General features: G+C 66.5%; 9 protein-coding genes. 5 read left to right on the top strand and 4 right to left on the bottom strand.

What is annotated here, in order from left to right:
- Window positions 1-8 precede the first annotated feature (8 nt).
- From JL101_RS33225 to JL101_RS33215, 3 genes are read left to right on the top strand one after another with little or no spacing between them, the layout of a single operon-like run.
- Window positions 9-782 (top strand): MlaA family lipoprotein, encoded by a 774-nt coding sequence (locus JL101_RS33225; RefSeq protein ID WP_203100773.1) that lies wholly within the window; start codon window positions 9-11, stop codon window positions 780-782.
- Window positions 783-819: 37 nt separating this feature from the next.
- Window positions 820-5,040, top strand: coding sequence for a translocation/assembly module TamB domain-containing protein (locus JL101_RS33220; RefSeq protein ID WP_203100771.1), 4,221 nt, complete (start codon window positions 820-822; stop codon window positions 5,038-5,040).
- Between the two features lie 56 nt (window positions 5,041-5,096).
- On the top strand, window positions 5,097-6,008 hold the full coding sequence (locus tag JL101_RS33215) for a cation diffusion facilitator family transporter (protein WP_323374755.1): 912 nt from the start codon (window positions 5,097-5,099) through the stop codon (window positions 6,006-6,008).
- 39 nt (window positions 6,009-6,047) lie between these two features.
- On the opposite strand, the gene JL101_RS33210 is transcribed toward JL101_RS33215, so the two are convergent.
- Together JL101_RS33210 and JL101_RS33205 are read right to left on the bottom strand one after the other, a co-directional pair.
- Window positions 6,048-6,575, bottom strand: coding sequence for a DUF1269 domain-containing protein (locus tag JL101_RS33210; RefSeq protein WP_203100769.1), 528 nt, complete (start codon window positions 6,573-6,575; stop codon window positions 6,048-6,050).
- 41 nt (window positions 6,576-6,616) lie between these two features.
- Complete coding sequence (locus tag JL101_RS33205; RefSeq protein WP_203100767.1) at window positions 6,617-8,188, bottom strand: AbgT family transporter; 1,572 nt, start codon at window positions 8,186-8,188, stop codon at window positions 6,617-6,619.
- A 371-nt stretch (window positions 8,189-8,559) separates the two neighbouring features.
- Between JL101_RS33205 and JL101_RS33200 the strand changes: the two genes are divergently transcribed.
- Window positions 8,560-10,365 carry an SLC13 family permease gene (locus JL101_RS33200; protein WP_203100765.1) on the top strand — a complete coding sequence of 602 codons (1,806 nt, stop codon included), beginning with the start codon at window positions 8,560-8,562 and terminating at the stop codon, window positions 10,363-10,365.
- Between the two features lie 73 nt (window positions 10,366-10,438).
- Window positions 10,439-11,815 (top strand): M20/M25/M40 family metallo-hydrolase, encoded by a 1,377-nt coding sequence (locus tag JL101_RS33195; protein ID WP_203100763.1) that lies wholly within the window; start codon window positions 10,439-10,441, stop codon window positions 11,813-11,815.
- Window positions 11,816-12,342: 527 nt separating this feature from the next.
- On the opposite strand, the gene JL101_RS33190 is transcribed toward JL101_RS33195, so the two are convergent.
- Window positions 12,343-13,596 (bottom strand): ATP-grasp domain-containing protein, encoded by a 1,254-nt coding sequence (locus tag JL101_RS33190; protein WP_203100761.1) that lies wholly within the window; start codon window positions 13,594-13,596, stop codon window positions 12,343-12,345.
- A 365-nt stretch (window positions 13,597-13,961) separates the two neighbouring features.
- Window positions 13,962-15,392: a GNAT family N-acetyltransferase gene (locus JL101_RS33185; protein ID WP_203100759.1), complete on the bottom strand. Its 1,431-nt coding sequence runs from the start codon at window positions 15,390-15,392 to the stop codon at window positions 13,962-13,964.
- Window positions 15,393-15,694: the final 302 nt, after the last annotated feature.

Here is a 15,694-nt window from a genome sequence, read left to right as displayed (position 1 = left end):
GGCGCCGCATGCCCCGGCGCCCCGCCGCGCATCTGGCCCTGGTCCTCCTGCTCGCGGCCGGCGGATGCGCCGGTCCGGGCGGGACCGGGCGGTACGAGCCTCCCCGAAGGGACCTGGCCGCGGTTTCGGCCGATCCGGACCGGGCCCGCGACGTCCTGCTCGTTCATGATCCGCTGGAGGGCGCCAACCGCCGCATCTACAAGTTCAACGCCCAGCTCGACCGGTACGTCCTGATTCCGGTGGTGGACGCCTACAAATTCGTCGTCCCCCCCTTCCTGCGCCGCAGGGTGTCGTCGTTCTTCCAGAACCTGGGCGAAATCAACACCTTCACCAACTCGGTGCTTCAGGCAAGCCCCGACAAGGCGACCCCGACGCTGGGCCGGTTCATGATCAATTCGACCGTCGGGCTGTTCGGCCTGTTCGACGTCGCCACCGAACTGGGCGTCCCGCGGCAGGACGCCGATTTCGGCCAGACCCTGGGCATCTGGGGCGTGGACACCGGTCCCTACCTGGTGCTGCCCGCCCTCGGCCCGTCCAACCTGCGCGACGCGGTCGGGACCGCGGTGGACTGGGCGACGCTCGCTTTCGCCATCCCGGACTCGATCCTGGACGCCGCCGCCTACGACTACGCTCCCTACGGCATCCAGCAGATCGATACCCGTTATCGGGTTCCTTTCCGCTATCATTCGACAGGATCGCCCTTCGAATACGAGTTGATCCGCTATGCCTGGACGGCCAAGCGGGACTTCCAGGTGAACCGCGATGCTCCGCCTCCCGAATGAGTGCCGGCGCGGAAGCATTGCAAGAAGGCGAAGTTCCATGGGAAGTCGGGTTCGCCGGTGGACTGCGGCATTGCTGCTCGCGGGCGCGGCAGGCGCCGTCATCCTCCAGGAGCGATCCGGGGAGAACGGTTCCGGCTGGATCGCCGGCCAAGTCCAGCACCTGCTGAGCGGCCCGGACCGCACCGTCACGATCGGCCGCGTCGGAATCGGCTGGAGCCTCGACGTCGCCATCCATGACCTCGCCATCGCCGACGGCCAGGGAACCTGGCTCAGCGTCGATCGGGCGATGCTGGACTGGGCGCCGAGCGCCCTGTTCCGCCGCGAGGTCCGGATCAGCGGCCTCGACGTCAACCGCATGGCGCTGGAGCGTCTGCCCGCCGGCCAGCCGGAGCCCCCACCCGGCGACGAACCCTTCAGCCTGCCCCGGCTTCCCGACCTGCCGGTCGGCCTCGATCTTCAGAAGCTGACGGTGAGGCAGCTCGACCTGGGCGCCGCCCTGCTCGGCGGCGAGCCGGCCAGCCTGAGGATCGACGGCAGCGCCCGGTTGGAGCGCCGCGGCGCCGGGGTCGCGGCGAACCTCACGATCGGCCGCCTGGACAGGCCGGGCTCCGGCAAGCTGGCGCTGGACCACGCGCCGGGCGCCGAACGGCTCGACCTCGACCTGACGGTGGAGGAGCCGGAGGGCGGCGTGATCGCGCGGGCCGCCGGCATCCCCGGCCTGCCGCCGGTCACTGTCGTCCTGCGCGGCTCCGGTCCCCTGTCCGGCTGGCGGGGCCGGCTGGACGGCAGCGCCGGCGACATGGCGCGCGTCGGCGCCGATGCCGCCATCCGCGGCGTTCCGGGTGCGGACGGCGCTGCGGGCTACGGCTTGACGATCAGCGGTGACGCCGCCCTGGCCCGACCGCCCGACCGGCTGCTCGACCGGCGGATCGCCGCGCTGATCGGTGACGGCGTCGCCTTTCAGGCGGAAGCCGCCCTCGAGCCGGACCGCAGGATCGCGCTCACCGGCGCCCGCGTGACGCTGGCGGCCGGAACGCTGGAGCTTTCCGGCACCTACCGGTTCGATCCCCCGGAACTCGACTTCGACTACGCACTGGAAGCCGATGCCGGTTCGTCCCTGCGCATCCTCGCTCCCGAGGTCGGCTGGGAGCACGTCCGGCTCTCGGGGAAAGCCGCCGGACCGGTCGATGCACCGACCGTCGCCGCCGATCTCGCCATAGAGGGTATCGCCGCCGCGGACCCGCGTATCGCCCGGTTGGCCGGCCCGGAGGTGAGGATCTCCGGCAGCGCCGTGATCCTTCCCGGCACCGGAGAGATCCGCGTCGACGGCCTTCGGGCCGGCGCCGCGATCGGGACCCTGAGCGCCACCGCCCTGGTCCGCGACTGGCAGGCGGTCGGCGCCCGGGTCACGCTCGACATGCCCGACCTGAAGCACCTCGCGGGCATCGCCGGGGTGCCGCTCGAGGGAGCGGCCGTGCTCGCCGCCGACCTGACCGGCGGCGATCACGCGGTCCTGGTGCGGGCGGACGTGACCGGCACCGCCACCGGCCTGCGCACCGGCCGGATCCATCCCGCGGTCGACGCCCTGGTCGGCCGCGAGGTGGATCTGGCCGGCCTCGTGACCGTGGGGACCGACGGCTCGATCGACCTGTCCAGCCTGAGGATCGACGGCCGGCATGCGGCGCTCACGGCGTCGGCGGCCCTCCGCGACGGTGCCCTGGACGCCGGGTGGCGCGCCAGCCTGCCCCGCCTCGACGTCCTCGCCGAACCGCTGGAGACGGCGGTGGCCGGATCGTCCGTGGTGGACGGCACCGCGACCGGGCCGCTCGACGCGCTGGAAGTCCGGGCCGATCTGGCCGGCCGCGATCTGGTCCTGTCAGGCCGCGCCGTGCCGCGCGCCGATCTCTCCGTGCGGGCGACCCTGGCGCCGGGAACATCGCGCGGCACCCTGGACGCCAGCGCCGTCGTGGGCCGGCAGCCGTTCGATGCCAGGACCGCCTTCGCCCTCGAAGGACAACGCCTTGGCCTGACCGGCATATCGCTGGGCGCCGGGCGCGACCGGATCACCGGCGCCATCGGGGTGGCGCTCGACCGCATGACCGCGACGGGCCGGCTGGCCGGCGACATCGGCGATCTCGGCGTCTTCTCCGCCCTGGCCGGCCGAACGCTGGGCGGCAGCGGCCGGCTGGAAGTCAGGCTTGACGATGCTCGGGGCCGGCAGGCCGCGACCGCCGCCCTCGGGGCAAGGAACCTGTCGGTCGCCGGTCCGGAGGGTCCCGTGCTGGCGGCCAGCCGGCTCGACCTGAACGCCGACGTCAGCGCCGCGCCGGGCGGGATTCGGTTCGACGGCAGGCTGGACGGAACGGGCGTTGCCGTCGCCGGCGCTCCGGCGCAGCCTGTGCGGCTGAGGCTCGCGGGCGGCTTGACCCGGGAAGGAACTCTCCGGCGGCTCGGAGTCGACAAGCTGGACGGCGCCTATGCCGGTGAGCCGTTCCGGCTGGCCGGTCCGGCCACCGCGGCCATCGGCCCCGACATCTTCGAGGTCCGCAACCTGCGCCTCGCCAGCCGCGAGGCCCGCGTCGCCCTGGACGGCGGACTGGTCCGCAACGCTCTGGACGGCACCGCCACCCTGACCCGGATCCCGCTGGCGCTGGCCTCCCTGGTGGCGCCCGATCATGAATTCTCCGGCCGTCTGGACGGCAAGGCCGTCTTCGGCGGCACCCTCGCCGATCCGCGCGCCGACCTGGACCTGCGGGCCGCCGACGTGAGCCTGAGGGGCGGCGAGGCCGCGGGATTGACCGGCATCGACATCGGCGCCACCGGCCGGTGGCGGAACGGCCGGCTGGCACTGGACGGCAAGGCCGCGACCCGCCGGCGCGACGGCGTCGACATGCGGTTCCAGGCGGACTTGCCGCTGGTGCTGCGCCGGGAACCGCTGACGGTGGACCTGCCGCGGAACGTCCCCGTCAGCGGGGCGCTGCGCGGCCATGTCGAGCTCGCGATCCTGAACGACCTGCTCGCCGACACCGGCGACCAAGCGCAGGGACGGCTCGACGTCAATCTCTACCTTGCCGGCTCCCTCGGCGAACCGCGGCTGGGCGGCGACGCCAGAATCGCCGGCGGCCGCTACGAGAACCGGGCGGCGGGCGCGGTGATCAGCGGGATCACCCTGCGGCTGCGCGGCGACGGCAGTCGCCTGACCATCGACCGGTTCGACGGACGCGCGCCGGGCGGCGGCACCGTCGAGGCCTCCGGCTCGGTGAACGTCGATCCGGACGACCCACGGGCCTTCGACCTGCGCATCCGGGCCAGCGACGCGCAGCTCGTCCAGACCGACCTCGTCACGGCGAGGATCGACACGGTGCTGACCCTGACCGGACCGCTCGACGCCCCGCTGCTCCAGGGACCGGTCACGATCCGGCATGCCGACATCCGGATACCGGAGCGGATGCCGTCCGCCGTGGTCGAGATCCAGGTGGAGGAGATCAACCGGCCCGGCGGCACAGCCCCGGCGGAGCGGCCCGTGGCGTCGCCGTTCCGGCTCCGGCTCGACATGGCCGTGAAGGCGGAGAACCGGATTTTCGTGCGCGGCCGCGGATTGGCGATCGAACTGTCGTCCGATGCGACGGTCGGCGGCACGACGGCGAAGCCGGTCCCGGACGGCGGGCTGAGGCTGGTCAGCGGCACGCTCGACCTGCTGACCACATGGTTCGAGTTCACCCGGGCCAACATCGATTTCACCGGCGACGGCAGCGCCGATCCGATGCTGGACATCAGTGCCCAGGCCAGGACCGCCGACATCACGGCGCAGGTGGTGGTCACGGGACGCGCGTCCGCCCCCAGGATCACGCTGACCTCCTCGCCCGAACTGCCGCAGGACGAGATCCTCTCGCGCGTCCTGTTCAACAAGCCGTTCAGCAATCTCAGCGCGATCGAGGCTGTCCAGATCGCGCACTCCATCAGCCGTCTCACCGGCATCGGTGGCGCTCCCGGCGTCATCGACAGGGTGCGCGGCACGCTGGGCATCGACCGGCTCGAGCTGCTGAGCGGCAAGCCGGGCGAAGGCCTGTCGGGTACCGGCGTCGCTGCCGGCCGCTACGTCTCGCGCGACGTCTATGTCGGCGCCGAGCAGCGCGTCGGCGAGGCGGGCAGCCGGGCCGTGGTCGAGATCACCCTGACCAGGAACCTGAGGCTCCGCACCGATGTCGGGACCAACTCGGGCGCCAGTATCGGCGTGCTGTACGAATGGGAATACTGAGGGACTGCCGGGAACCGCCAGGGAGCAAGGCAGTCTGACCAGTCAGTTGGAGTTCAATGATGCCCGCAGCCGACGCCGAACAGAAAGTCCTACGCCGCTCGATCCTCGTCACCGTCCTCATCGGAGCGGCCGGGGTCCTTTTCGGCATCCTGTCCGGATCGCTCTCCATCATCTTCGACGGCATGTTCTCGGCCGTCGACGCCTCCATGACGGCGCTGGCGCTGATGGTGACGCGGCTTATCGCCCGCGACAAGAGCGAGCGCTTCCAGCTGGGCTTCTGGCATCTCGAACCGATGGCGCTGGCGCTCAACGGCGCCCTGCTGATCCTCCTCGCCTTCTACGCCTTCGTGAACGCGGTCGGCCTGCTGCTGGCCGGCGGGCGCGACCTCTCCTTCGATTGGGCGATCGTCTACGCCGCCGTCGTCGCGGCCGCGTGTTTCGCGATGTTCTTCGCCGGCCGCCGGGCGAACCGGGCGATCAGGTCGGAGTTCGTCGCCCTCGACGTCAAGGGCTGGCTGATGTCGGGGACGATCACCCTGGCCCTGCTGGTGGCCTTCATCGCCGCGGCCATGTTGCGGGGAACGCGCTTCGAGGCCCTTGCGCCTTATGTCGATCCGGCCATCCTCGCCCTGCTGGCGCTGATCATCCTTCCGGTGCCGGTGAGGACGGTGAGGCAGGCGATCTCGGAAATCCTCCTCGCCGCGCCGGGCAACCTGGACAGCAGCGTCAGGGCCGTCGCGGAGGCGACGGTGGAGAAATACGGCTTCGAGGGCTACGAGACCTATGTCGCCAAGGTCGGCCGCTCCCGTTTCATCGAGATCCACCTGATCGTGCCGCAATCGTTCCGGATCGACAGCATCCGGCGCCTCGACGAGATTCGCGAGGAGATCGGGGCGGCGATCGGCGGATCGGAACGCGAGCGCTGGCTGACGATCGCCTTCGTCGGCGACAGGCGCTGGTCGATCTGAATGACCCGCGTCGGGCGAAGCCCGACCGCGGGTTTCCGTTCATGCCGTCGCCTGCGCAGTGGCGCAGTTCAAGGCCTCCTTGAGACGGTTCTCCTGCTCGGTCGTCAGCGACGTGCGCAGCACCGTGCCCTGGTACTTGCTGAGTTCGGGCAGCACCTTGTCGGGATTGACCCTGCGCACCAGCACGAACAGCGCGGAGGTCCCCGGCTCGATGGTCTGGGCGATCTTCCGGATGTAATCGTCCGGGATGCCGTAATCGGTCACGCTGCCGGCCAGCGCGCCCGTCCCGGCGCCGATGACGCCTCCCAGCGCCATGCCGGCGAGAGGGTTGAGAAACAGCAGGCCGACCAGCGAGCCCCAGAGCATGCCGGAAAGCCCCGATTTGGCGCTTCCCAGCGACACGAGGTTCACCGCCTGCTTCAGGCGCACCTTGCCGTCCAGTTCCCGCACCGCGACGCAGGCATCCTCAAGGTCGATGAGGTATTCCCGCTGCATCTCCCGCAGTTCGTCGAGGGCTTTGTCGGCCGTTTCCTTGTCCTTGAAGGCGACGCAGATCAGATCGGACATCTGTAGTTTTCTCCCTATGTTGAGACGGACGTTTTCCTTCGTCAGGCCGGCCCGAGGGGGATGCCGAGCACGTACCAGGCGATCAGGAGCAGGGTCCAGGCGACCACGAGGATCCCGGTGTATGGCAGCATCAGGGAGACGATGGTGCCGATGCCCGCGTCCTTCTGGTACTTCGCGGCGAAGCCGACCATGACCCCGAGATACACGTTCAGCGGGGTTATGACGTTCATCGGCGAATCCCCGACCCGATAGGCCGCCAGGACAAGGTTCGGGTCCCCCCCCAGTCGCATGAAGAGCGGAATGAACACGGGAGCGAAGATCGCCCACTTCGCGACGGCCCCGGTGATCAGGACGTCGATCAGGAAGATGATCAGCACGAAAATGATGATGTAGCCGACCCCGTTGATCGGAGCGTCCTGCAGGATGTCGGCGAGGTTGGCGGCCAGCACGATCGCCATGTTGGTGAAGTTGAAGAAGGCGATGAACTGCGCGATCACCAGGAGGAGAAAGATCAGCCCCGCGAGCCCCGCGAAGGTCTTCACGATCATGCCGATCGCCTGGGTCAGGTTGTTGATCGTGCCGGCTCCCTTGCCGTAGGCGAAGCCGACCGCGAAGAAAAGCGCGCTGATCTGGATGATCAGGCCGTCCATGAACGGCGAGCCCGACAGGATCGCCCCGGTCTGCGGGTTTCGCAGCACCGAGTTCGACGGCGCGGTCAGGAGCGCCATCACCGCCACGAACACCAAGAGCGCTATGCCGGCGTTGCGCAGGCCCCGCGACTGCTCCGGGGTCAATCCTTCGGCGGCCTCCACCGGCACGCCGCCCGTGTAGGGTCCCAGATGCGGTTCGACGATCTTCTCGGTGATGAGCGTGCAGAGAACCGCCATCAGAAGGCTTGAGACGATCATGAAATAGAGGTTGCCGACGAGGGTGACCTGGCGCGCCGGATCGACGAGGCGTATCGCGTCGTTGGTCATTTCGGCCAGCAGCGCGTCGGTGGGCGTAACGAAGACGTTGACGAGGAATACCGCCGCCACCCCGGAAAAGGCCGCCGCGAGTCCCGCCAGGGGATGCCGTCCGAGGCTGTGGAACGCCGCGGCGCCCAGCGGAACGAGCACCAGGTAGCCCGCGTCCGCCGCGATCGAGGAAACGACCCCGAGCATCACGACGATGAAGGTGAAGATCGAGCGGGGTGCGATGAGGACGATCTTGCGCACCAGCGTCGCGATCAGCCCGGACTCCTCGGCGACGCCCACGCCGACCATGGCGATGATGATCACGCCGACCGATCCGAAGCCCAGGAAATTGGCCACGGGGGACGTGATCATGAAGCGCAGGCCCTCTGCCGACAGCAGGCTCCGCACGGCCGTCGTGCGCGTCTCGATCTCGCCCGAAACCGGGTCGGCCACCTCGTAGGTGATCGAGGTTCCCAGAAGGCCGAATATCGCCGACAGGACTATGACGATGCCGATCAGGATGAAGAAGATGATGCCCGGGTGCGGCACCTTGTTTCCAACGCGCTCGATCGTCGTGAGAAACCTGTCCAGAGCACCCGGTTTCCTGGCCACCGTCTGCGTCCGGCTCGGCGTCGGGTATCCAATCTGGCCCGCCATCGCCCCTCCCTTCAGACAAGGTTTGAAGGGATATAGTCAGAACAACGACTGCAAGGATACTCCGGCGTCGTATTAATACCAAAAGACCAAATACCGGGAAAATAGTTATACTATCCTCAAGAATAATCGGAACCACTGAAACAGTTTCACAAGGGCTTGTGCATCTGCGAAGCAGGGGCTGAAGATCTTTTGTCTCTCATACATAGTCATGCTCAGGGTCCGGGCGAAAATGTATGCAGTTGCAACCAATACTGATGCTTTTCTTAATTTTTCTTCTATGCTAAATAACGATCTGGTAACGCTTCAGCCCGGCGACTGGCGCGCCCGCACCGGCATTATCGGCATCCGCAAAAGACTTGAAGGTTGGATCCGTGAGCGAGATCTGGATCGTTTTCGGCATCATCGCTGCGATCATTGTGCTGTTCATATGGGACCGTCTGCCGGTCATCGGTGTCTGCGTCGGCGCCGCGCTGTCGCTCTGGGCGACGGGCATACTGACGTTGAACCAGAGCCTGGCAGGCTTCGGCGACCCGGCCGTCATCTTCATCGCGGCGCTCTTCGTCGTCAGCGCCGGCCTGGAAGTAGCCGGCGTGACGGCCTGGGCCGGGCAGCTCCTGATCAGGCAGGCCGGCGACAGCCGGATACGGCTGATCGTGCTGATGATGGGCTTCGTCGGGATCCTGAGCGCCCTGATCAGCGTGAACGGCGCGGTGGCGGCGCTTCTGCCGGTCGTCGTCGTCATGGCCATCCGGCTGGGCCGGTCGCCGTCCCAACTGTTGATGCCTCTGGTCTTCGGGGCCCATGGGGGCTCCCTGCTGATGCTGACCGGCAGCCCGGTCAACGTGCTCGTGGTCGAAGCCTCGGCCGATGCGGGCGGCGGCGGGTTCGGCTATTTCGAGTTCGCGCTGATCGGCGCGCCGATCGTGCTGGGGTGCATCGGCATCGTGGTGCTGTTCGGCGAACGCCTGCTGCCGAGCCGCACCAGCAGGTCCCTGCCGCCCGACCTCAGCCGGCACGCGACCACCCTGTTCGAGCAGTATCGCCTGTCGGGCGACCTGTACCAGCTGCACGTGCGTGCGGGATCTCCCCTGATCGGAAAGACGCGCGAGGCGATAGGCCTCGCCAGACGGGGCGATCTGACCTTCGTGACGTTCAAGGACGCACGGGGTCATCTGATCCGGCGCGACACCATCGGCGAGGGCGACCTGCTGGTCCTGCGCGGGCCGGCCGACCAGGCGGCGGAGGTGGCCCGGGAATTCAACCTCGCGTTCCGAGAAGACGTACCCGAGGGGGAGATCGCCGACCAGCTCTTCAACCGCGACTCCGGGCTTGCGGAAGTGCTGATCCCACCGCGGTCACCGCTGATCGGGGAGCGCTTCTTTCCCGGAATGGTCACAGAAAGCGGCGACCTGATCGTGCTGGCGCTTCAGCGGCAGGGTGTCGACCTGACGCCGGGCGACGCCCTGGCGGCCGGCGACACGATGCTTCTGCAAGGCACCTGGAAGGCGCTCGACACACGGCTCGACCAGGCCGAAGTGCTGGTGGTGAACTCGCCCGACCTGATGCGCCGCCAGGCCGTGCCGATGGGACGCGGGGCGGGGACGGTGCTCGCGGCGCTGGCGCTCATGGTGTTCCTGCTGGCCACCGGGCTCGTGCCGCCCGCCGTGGCAGGGCTGCTGGCCGCCGGCATCGTCCTGATCTCGGGGGTGCTGAGCGTGGAGCAGGTGTATCGCTCGATCAATTGGACGACGGTGATCCTGGTCGGCGCGATGATGCCGCTCTCGACCGCGATGGAGCAGACCGGTGCCGCGCGCCTGCTCGCCGAAACTCTCGTGGGGATCGTCGGGGATGCCGGTCCCTATGCGCTGCTGACCGGCCTCTTCGTGTTCTCGGCGGTCCTTGGGCAGGTGATCTCCAATACCGCCACCGCCCTCATCATCATTCCGATCTCGGTGGTCGCGGCCCAGCAGATGGGCATCTCCACGCAGCCGGTGCTGATGTGCGTGTGCGTCGCCTGCGCCGGAGCCTTCCTCACGCCGGTGGCGACGGCGACGAACCTGATGGTGATGGAGCCGGGCGCCTACAGGTTCGGCGATTACTGGAAGCTCGGCCTGCCGATGCTGATCTGGTGCTTCATCCTCGTGATCTTCGTGGTGCCGATCATCTGGCCGTTCTGAGCCCGCGGCCCGGGCGAAGACTCCGCGTGAATCTCTGCGGAAGATCAAGAAAACCAAGGGAGGAAACCTGGAAATGTCCGAACTCGATGCAGTCCTCGCCCGTGCCGACGCCGATCTCGACGCGGCGCTGGACCGCCTGTTCGCCACGCTGCGGCTGAAGTCGATCTCGACCGATCCGGCCTATGCCGCCGAGACGCGGGCCTGCGCCGAATGGCACGCGGCCGATCTCGCCTCGATCGGCTTCGACGCGAGCGTGCGGGACACGGCCGGCCATCCGATGGTCGTCGCGCATGATCGCTCGGCGCCGGGGACCTCGGTCCTGTTCTACGGTCACTACGACGTGCAGCCGGTCGATCCGCTGGAACTGTGGGATCGCGATCCCTTCGCGCCCTCGATCGAGACGCGGGCGGACGGCTCCCGGATGATCGTCGCGCGCGGGGCAGCGGACGACAAGGGACAGCTGATGACCTTCGTCGAGGCCTGCCGCGCCTGGAAGGCGGTGACGGGCAAGCTGCCGATCCCGATCACGATCCTGCTGGAGGGCGAGGAGGAATCGGGCGGGGTGAACCTGCCGCCGTTCCTGGACGCCAACAAGGAGGAATTGCGCGCCGATCTGGCGCTGATCTGCGACACCAACATGTGGGACCCGGATACGCCGGCGATCACGACCAGCCTGCGCGGACTCTGCGGCGAGGAGATCACCATCCACGCCGCCGACCGCGACCTGCATTCGGGATTTTACGGCTCGGCCGCCGCGAATCCCAACCACATCCTGGCCCGCATCATCGCCGACCTGCGCGACGCCGACGGGCGCGTCACCATCCCCGGCTTCTATGAGGGCGTGCCGGAGCTGCCCAAGGCGCTGAAGGAGAGCTGGGCCAGGCTCGATTTTTCCACGGAAGCCTTCCTGGGCGAGGTCGGGCTGTCGGTGCCGGCGGGGGAAAAGGGACGCTCGGCTCTCGAAATGGTCTGGTCGCGGCCGACCTGCGAAGTCAACGGCATGGGCGGCGGCTATCAGGGCGCCGGTTTCAAGACGGTGATCCCGGCGCAGGCCTCGGCCAAGATCTCGTTCCGGCTGGTGTTCGACCAGGACCCGCACAAGGTGCGCGCGGCCTTCCGGGATTTCGTCAAGGCGCGGGTCCCGGCCGATTGCAGGGTGGAGTTCATGGAGCACGGGTCCGGGACCGCCGTGGCCTTCGACACGGGCACGCCGGCATTCCAGAAGGCGCAGGGCGCCTTGACAAATGAATGGGGCCGCGACGCCGCCTTCGTGGGCGGGGGCGGCTCGATCCCGGTGACGACGCTGATCAAGGACAAGCTCGGGATCGACGTGGTGATGGTGGGTTTCGGCCTCAGCGACGATCGGATCCACAGCCCAAACGAGAAGTACGACCTGAAGAGCTTCCGCAAGGGAATCCGGTCCTGGGTCCGGATCCTGGCCGCCCTGTAGCGGCGGGGCGTGGCCCGCCGCTCCTTGAGACGGAGCAATCACCCGGACATGCCCATTTCCGCCGAGAAACGGATGCCGGCCGCCACGGAGTAGGACATGACCTCGCCGGCGCCCTGGTCATGTGATATCCGACTAACGGGGGCGGTCGAAAAGCACAGTAGTCGTCAGAAGAGGTTCGGCCGTCGGCATCGTGCTGCGGATTTGGGTGATGGGGCGTGGACGCATGTCGAGCCGTTGCTACCCGGCGCGGCATGCCGCGCCGGAAGATCGGAGCGGATCTTCAGGAGATCTTGGATGCGGTCCGCTATCTGGCCTGGATGGGATGCGGCCGGCGCATGTTGCCGCCGTTCCCCGGTCCGGCAGGCGGTCTAGCGGTGGTTCCGCAAGCTGCCGCGCCACATTCCGATCTAGACCTTTGACGAACACCGACGATCCCTGCTGATTCTCAGCCTGGCCACAGCCGACATCCAGGATGCCGCCGCAGCTTCCGGATGGCCATGCCGCTCATCTGGAAACCGTGCCAATGGTCAGGGATGGGGAACCTTGCGGTCCCACATGGACGGAAACCGTGCATCCGTCGATGTGAGGCCAGAACGCGCCTGTTCCGCGGGCACAGCGCTTGGCTCAAGGCCTTGGATCTCCCGCGCCATGGGAGGCAGACACTCCTGCTGGTAACCCAGGCTCCCGTTGGCATAACCTGATCCGCTGCGCGCACTGGTGAAAGAGTACAGAGCAGTCCAAGCGACGGGTACAAGATCCTGCGCATAATAACGAAGCATACGACGATCGATTCGCCTCCAAAGCCACGGCTTGGCCATAGATGCCAGCAATGCCGATAGCTTCATAAAGGACTGCCCTTGAAGATCACGGGCGCGCTGCCTGACCATTTCCCAGTTGCATGAGGGATTGATCAACGACTCGATCCCCAAGCTTACGAAGTTGATACCGGCGACTTCCACTACATCCATATTGTACCAGAACCGCGGATTGCACTCGAGAAAGCTGATCTCCCCGTTCCGGCCCACCATCACGTCGAACCCGATCACACCGTCGATCTTCAGGTAATCCGCGATGAGTCCGGCGTTGCGGTCGACTTCCTCCAGGGATGTAAAGGTCAGAACACCATTGCTTATGTTGTAGCAGACTCCTGCAAGTATTTCTCCAGATCGGCAATGATAGAATGCGGAAACCTCTTTTCCCTCTACGAATTCCTGGATCAGGACCGGCTCGTATTGAATACTCCTGAGAACATCATCTTTGTTATGGTAATCGACCACCCGTACACCGTAACTGCCCCACATGCCGAGTGGCTTCACAACGGCCGGCAACTGCATCGATCCCGGCGTACCCAGATGCGCCAGGTCCTGCTTTCTGGCGACCACCGTCGTCTTTGGATGCGGTACGCCAAGCATAGTGCACAAGGTCGCGAAATTATGCTTTCCGTTCAGAGTGTCGAACGATTGCGGGGAAGGAACGGGGTAGACAGCCGCATGCAGCTGATCGCGATACCGGGAGATAAAGCGCGTCGTGCTGGCATCACTTGGGAGGATAATGTCTATTTTTAGGGTGCGACACAGAGAATTGATCTGATCGACTGTTTCGCGCAGGATCAAGTAAAATTCATGATCGCTATCGAAGAAGCCGTCGCACGCTATCGATGCCCTCATCGGTTTGGCACGTCTTTCTCCTAGGACATAAACTGCGGAAAACAGCTTGGCGGCGCATCTTAGGGTGCGATACTGCAGAAAGAATCCACTTGCGAGAACCAAGGCGTTCGCCATGACCAGCAACTCCGACTTCTTGTTATTATGCCGCAATTGATCCCGTTGATGCCGGTTCTGGCAGCCTGATTGGACGCGTAGCACTCCGCCATGCTTGAGAACCTGCAAGTCGAACCCGCCTTGACGGAAAATCCACCCATGTCCGATTTGATGTTCCGTAGCAGAGCAGGAAGCTGGCAAGCTCGCCATTGGGAATCCGGGTATCTCCGTTAGATAAGGTCGCATGCGGGCATCGGGAAACAGGCACGGCCGCTATGACAGGATCCGGGCGCTCCGCCTTGCCGCGCGAAAGCATTACTCGAGACGATCCAGCCAAGTCGATCGGGCTGTCCTCGACCGGCTTCGCTCAAGCCTGCCGCGCGGGGTCATCGATTGCGGGCGCCGAAGCCTGAGCACTTGCGCAGATGTCCCTTGAATTGCCGGTAGCGGAACTCGGCGGCTCCGAGCAGTCGAAAAACGAGTGAGCCACCCGGCCTTGCGTCCAGCAGCATATCAGTCACGTCATGCCTCCCCGCCCAGAAATCAGCGGTAATCCCGACCTCCCGGCGATTGCAGGAATCGACGGAGGAGAGCGCGGGAGCGGCGCAGAAGATCGCCGTCACGTCCTGCATCAGGAGCGCGCCTGGCGAGAACGATCTGAAGGTCTCGTCATACGCCATTTTCCAGCCGAACGCACGGCTGCCCGACCGCAGCCAGATGTTCATCGCGACCGGCATGCCGTTCAGCTGCAAGACCTCGATGCCCGCCCTGCCTTTTCGCGCCAAGCCGACGATCATGGACCGTGCGAATGCCGTCAGCCGCTCGTCCAGGATGATTGCCATGCCGCGCTCGCGGCGCTTTCCTTTCCACCCCCTGCCCTCCAACACGAGGAACTTCTCGAAGGCACCGCCGACCTCGTCCGGGCACCTCAGGCTGACATGAACCAGTTCGCCCCGCTCAGCCAGCCTCCGCCGATACCGCCGCATATCCGCACGTTTCCTGCTGGATAGCGAGCCCTCCAGAATATTCGATCCGTCCGGCGGCACCTCCAGCTTGGCCCTGGTCCTGCGCTCCAGGACAACCGGCGGGGAGCGGCGGGCGGCCAGCACCTCGCCGAGAGCTGCCAAAACCGGGCCGTCCGCATTCAGATCGTTCAGGCACAGGATCTTGGGCAGCGAAACATCGGCACTGATCGCGTCGAGCATGGCCGCCAGGACCGCATGATGGCAGCCGGCCTCAATCACGGGCGTCCCCAGGAAGGTCAGCCTGTTGAGTGGACACACCAGGACGCGGATCGGCAGCCGGGATGACGGCCGGCCGACGACGAAGACCCAGACTCCGACCAGTCGGACCCGTTCGGCGGAACTGCCGGATGCCCAGGCCAGAACGACGCGCGCCGGAGTCCCCAGGGCCTCGACCAGCGAACTCACAATTGCCGGATCCAGGAAGACATTCGGCTCCCTGCTGTTCGCGATCAAAGCAGTCCATTCCTCCTCCAGGTCGGAGAAACGCCCCGCACCCGCCATCTCGATGAAAAGCTCGGCAGACGAGACAGGACCTGCAGGATCCCCAGGTCCCGCACCCTCTCCGCGCGATGCTCCTACCGCAAGGCGGCCGACGCCTTCCACAGCAGCATTATCCATCGCTTCCCTCTTCGGATCGTTCCCAGGCCATTGGATTCCGGCGCCACTGACGATTGACGTAAAGTTGAAGAATGAGGCCAAGTAGAAAGTGCGCGCCATTGCCAACCCATGATCGATGAACGTAAAGTCTGTCGGATCCTCTTTCAGAGACCGCACGCATAGGCTCACGGTCACGCCGGTGGTCGCTTCCTGGCCATCGGCGGGGTGGTTGCCCCATCCCAGGGGTTCCAGACGCTCCGGCTCGACGCGGCCGAAGCTGCCATCGACAAAGCGCGATCTCGGGCCAGGGAAGTCACCAATCCGACGATGTGTGCGTCTCCCCTTTCATTGGGCGACCCGGAAACCTTCCTGGCCTCATGCCAGGCGGCGATCTCCATTGCTGCCATCTGTGAACCCTCCCTGGAACACGCTGTCCGGATGATCGGACAGGCAGAAAAAATCCTGACACGCCAACCTCCGGGTTCCGGCATCACCGG

It is taken from the genome of Skermanella rosea (assembly GCF_016806835.2).
Classification (GTDB): Bacteria; Pseudomonadota; Alphaproteobacteria; order Azospirillales; family Azospirillaceae; genus Skermanella; species Skermanella rosea.
The sequence above is the reverse complement of the archived record's forward strand: the minus strand, read 5'-3'. Positions and strand labels throughout refer to the sequence as shown.

What these genes read in the sequence shown, in the direction of transcription:
- JL101_RS33225 (WP_203100773.1), top strand. Translation starts at nt 9, where the DNA reads ATGCCCCGGCGCCCCGCCGCGCATCTGGCCCTGGTCCTCCTGCTCGCG.
- JL101_RS33220 (WP_203100771.1), top strand. Translation starts at nt 820, where the DNA reads ATGGGAAGTCGGGTTCGCCGGTGGACTGCGGCATTGCTGCTCGCGGGC.
- JL101_RS33215 (WP_323374755.1), top strand. Translation starts at nt 5,097, where the DNA reads ATGATGCCCGCAGCCGACGCCGAACAGAAAGTCCTACGCCGCTCGATC.
- JL101_RS33210 (WP_203100769.1), bottom strand. Translation starts at nt 6,575, where the DNA reads ATGTCCGATCTGATCTGCGTCGCCTTCAAGGACAAGGAAACGGCCGAC.
- JL101_RS33205 (WP_203100767.1), bottom strand. Translation starts at nt 8,188, where the DNA reads ATGGCGGGCCAGATTGGATACCCGACGCCGAGCCGGACGCAGACGGTG.
- JL101_RS33195 (WP_203100763.1), top strand. Translation starts at nt 10,439, where the DNA reads ATGTCCGAACTCGATGCAGTCCTCGCCCGTGCCGACGCCGATCTCGAC.
- JL101_RS33190 (WP_203100761.1), bottom strand. Translation starts at nt 13,596, where the DNA reads ATGGCGAACGCCTTGGTTCTCGCAAGTGGATTCTTTCTGCAGTATCGC.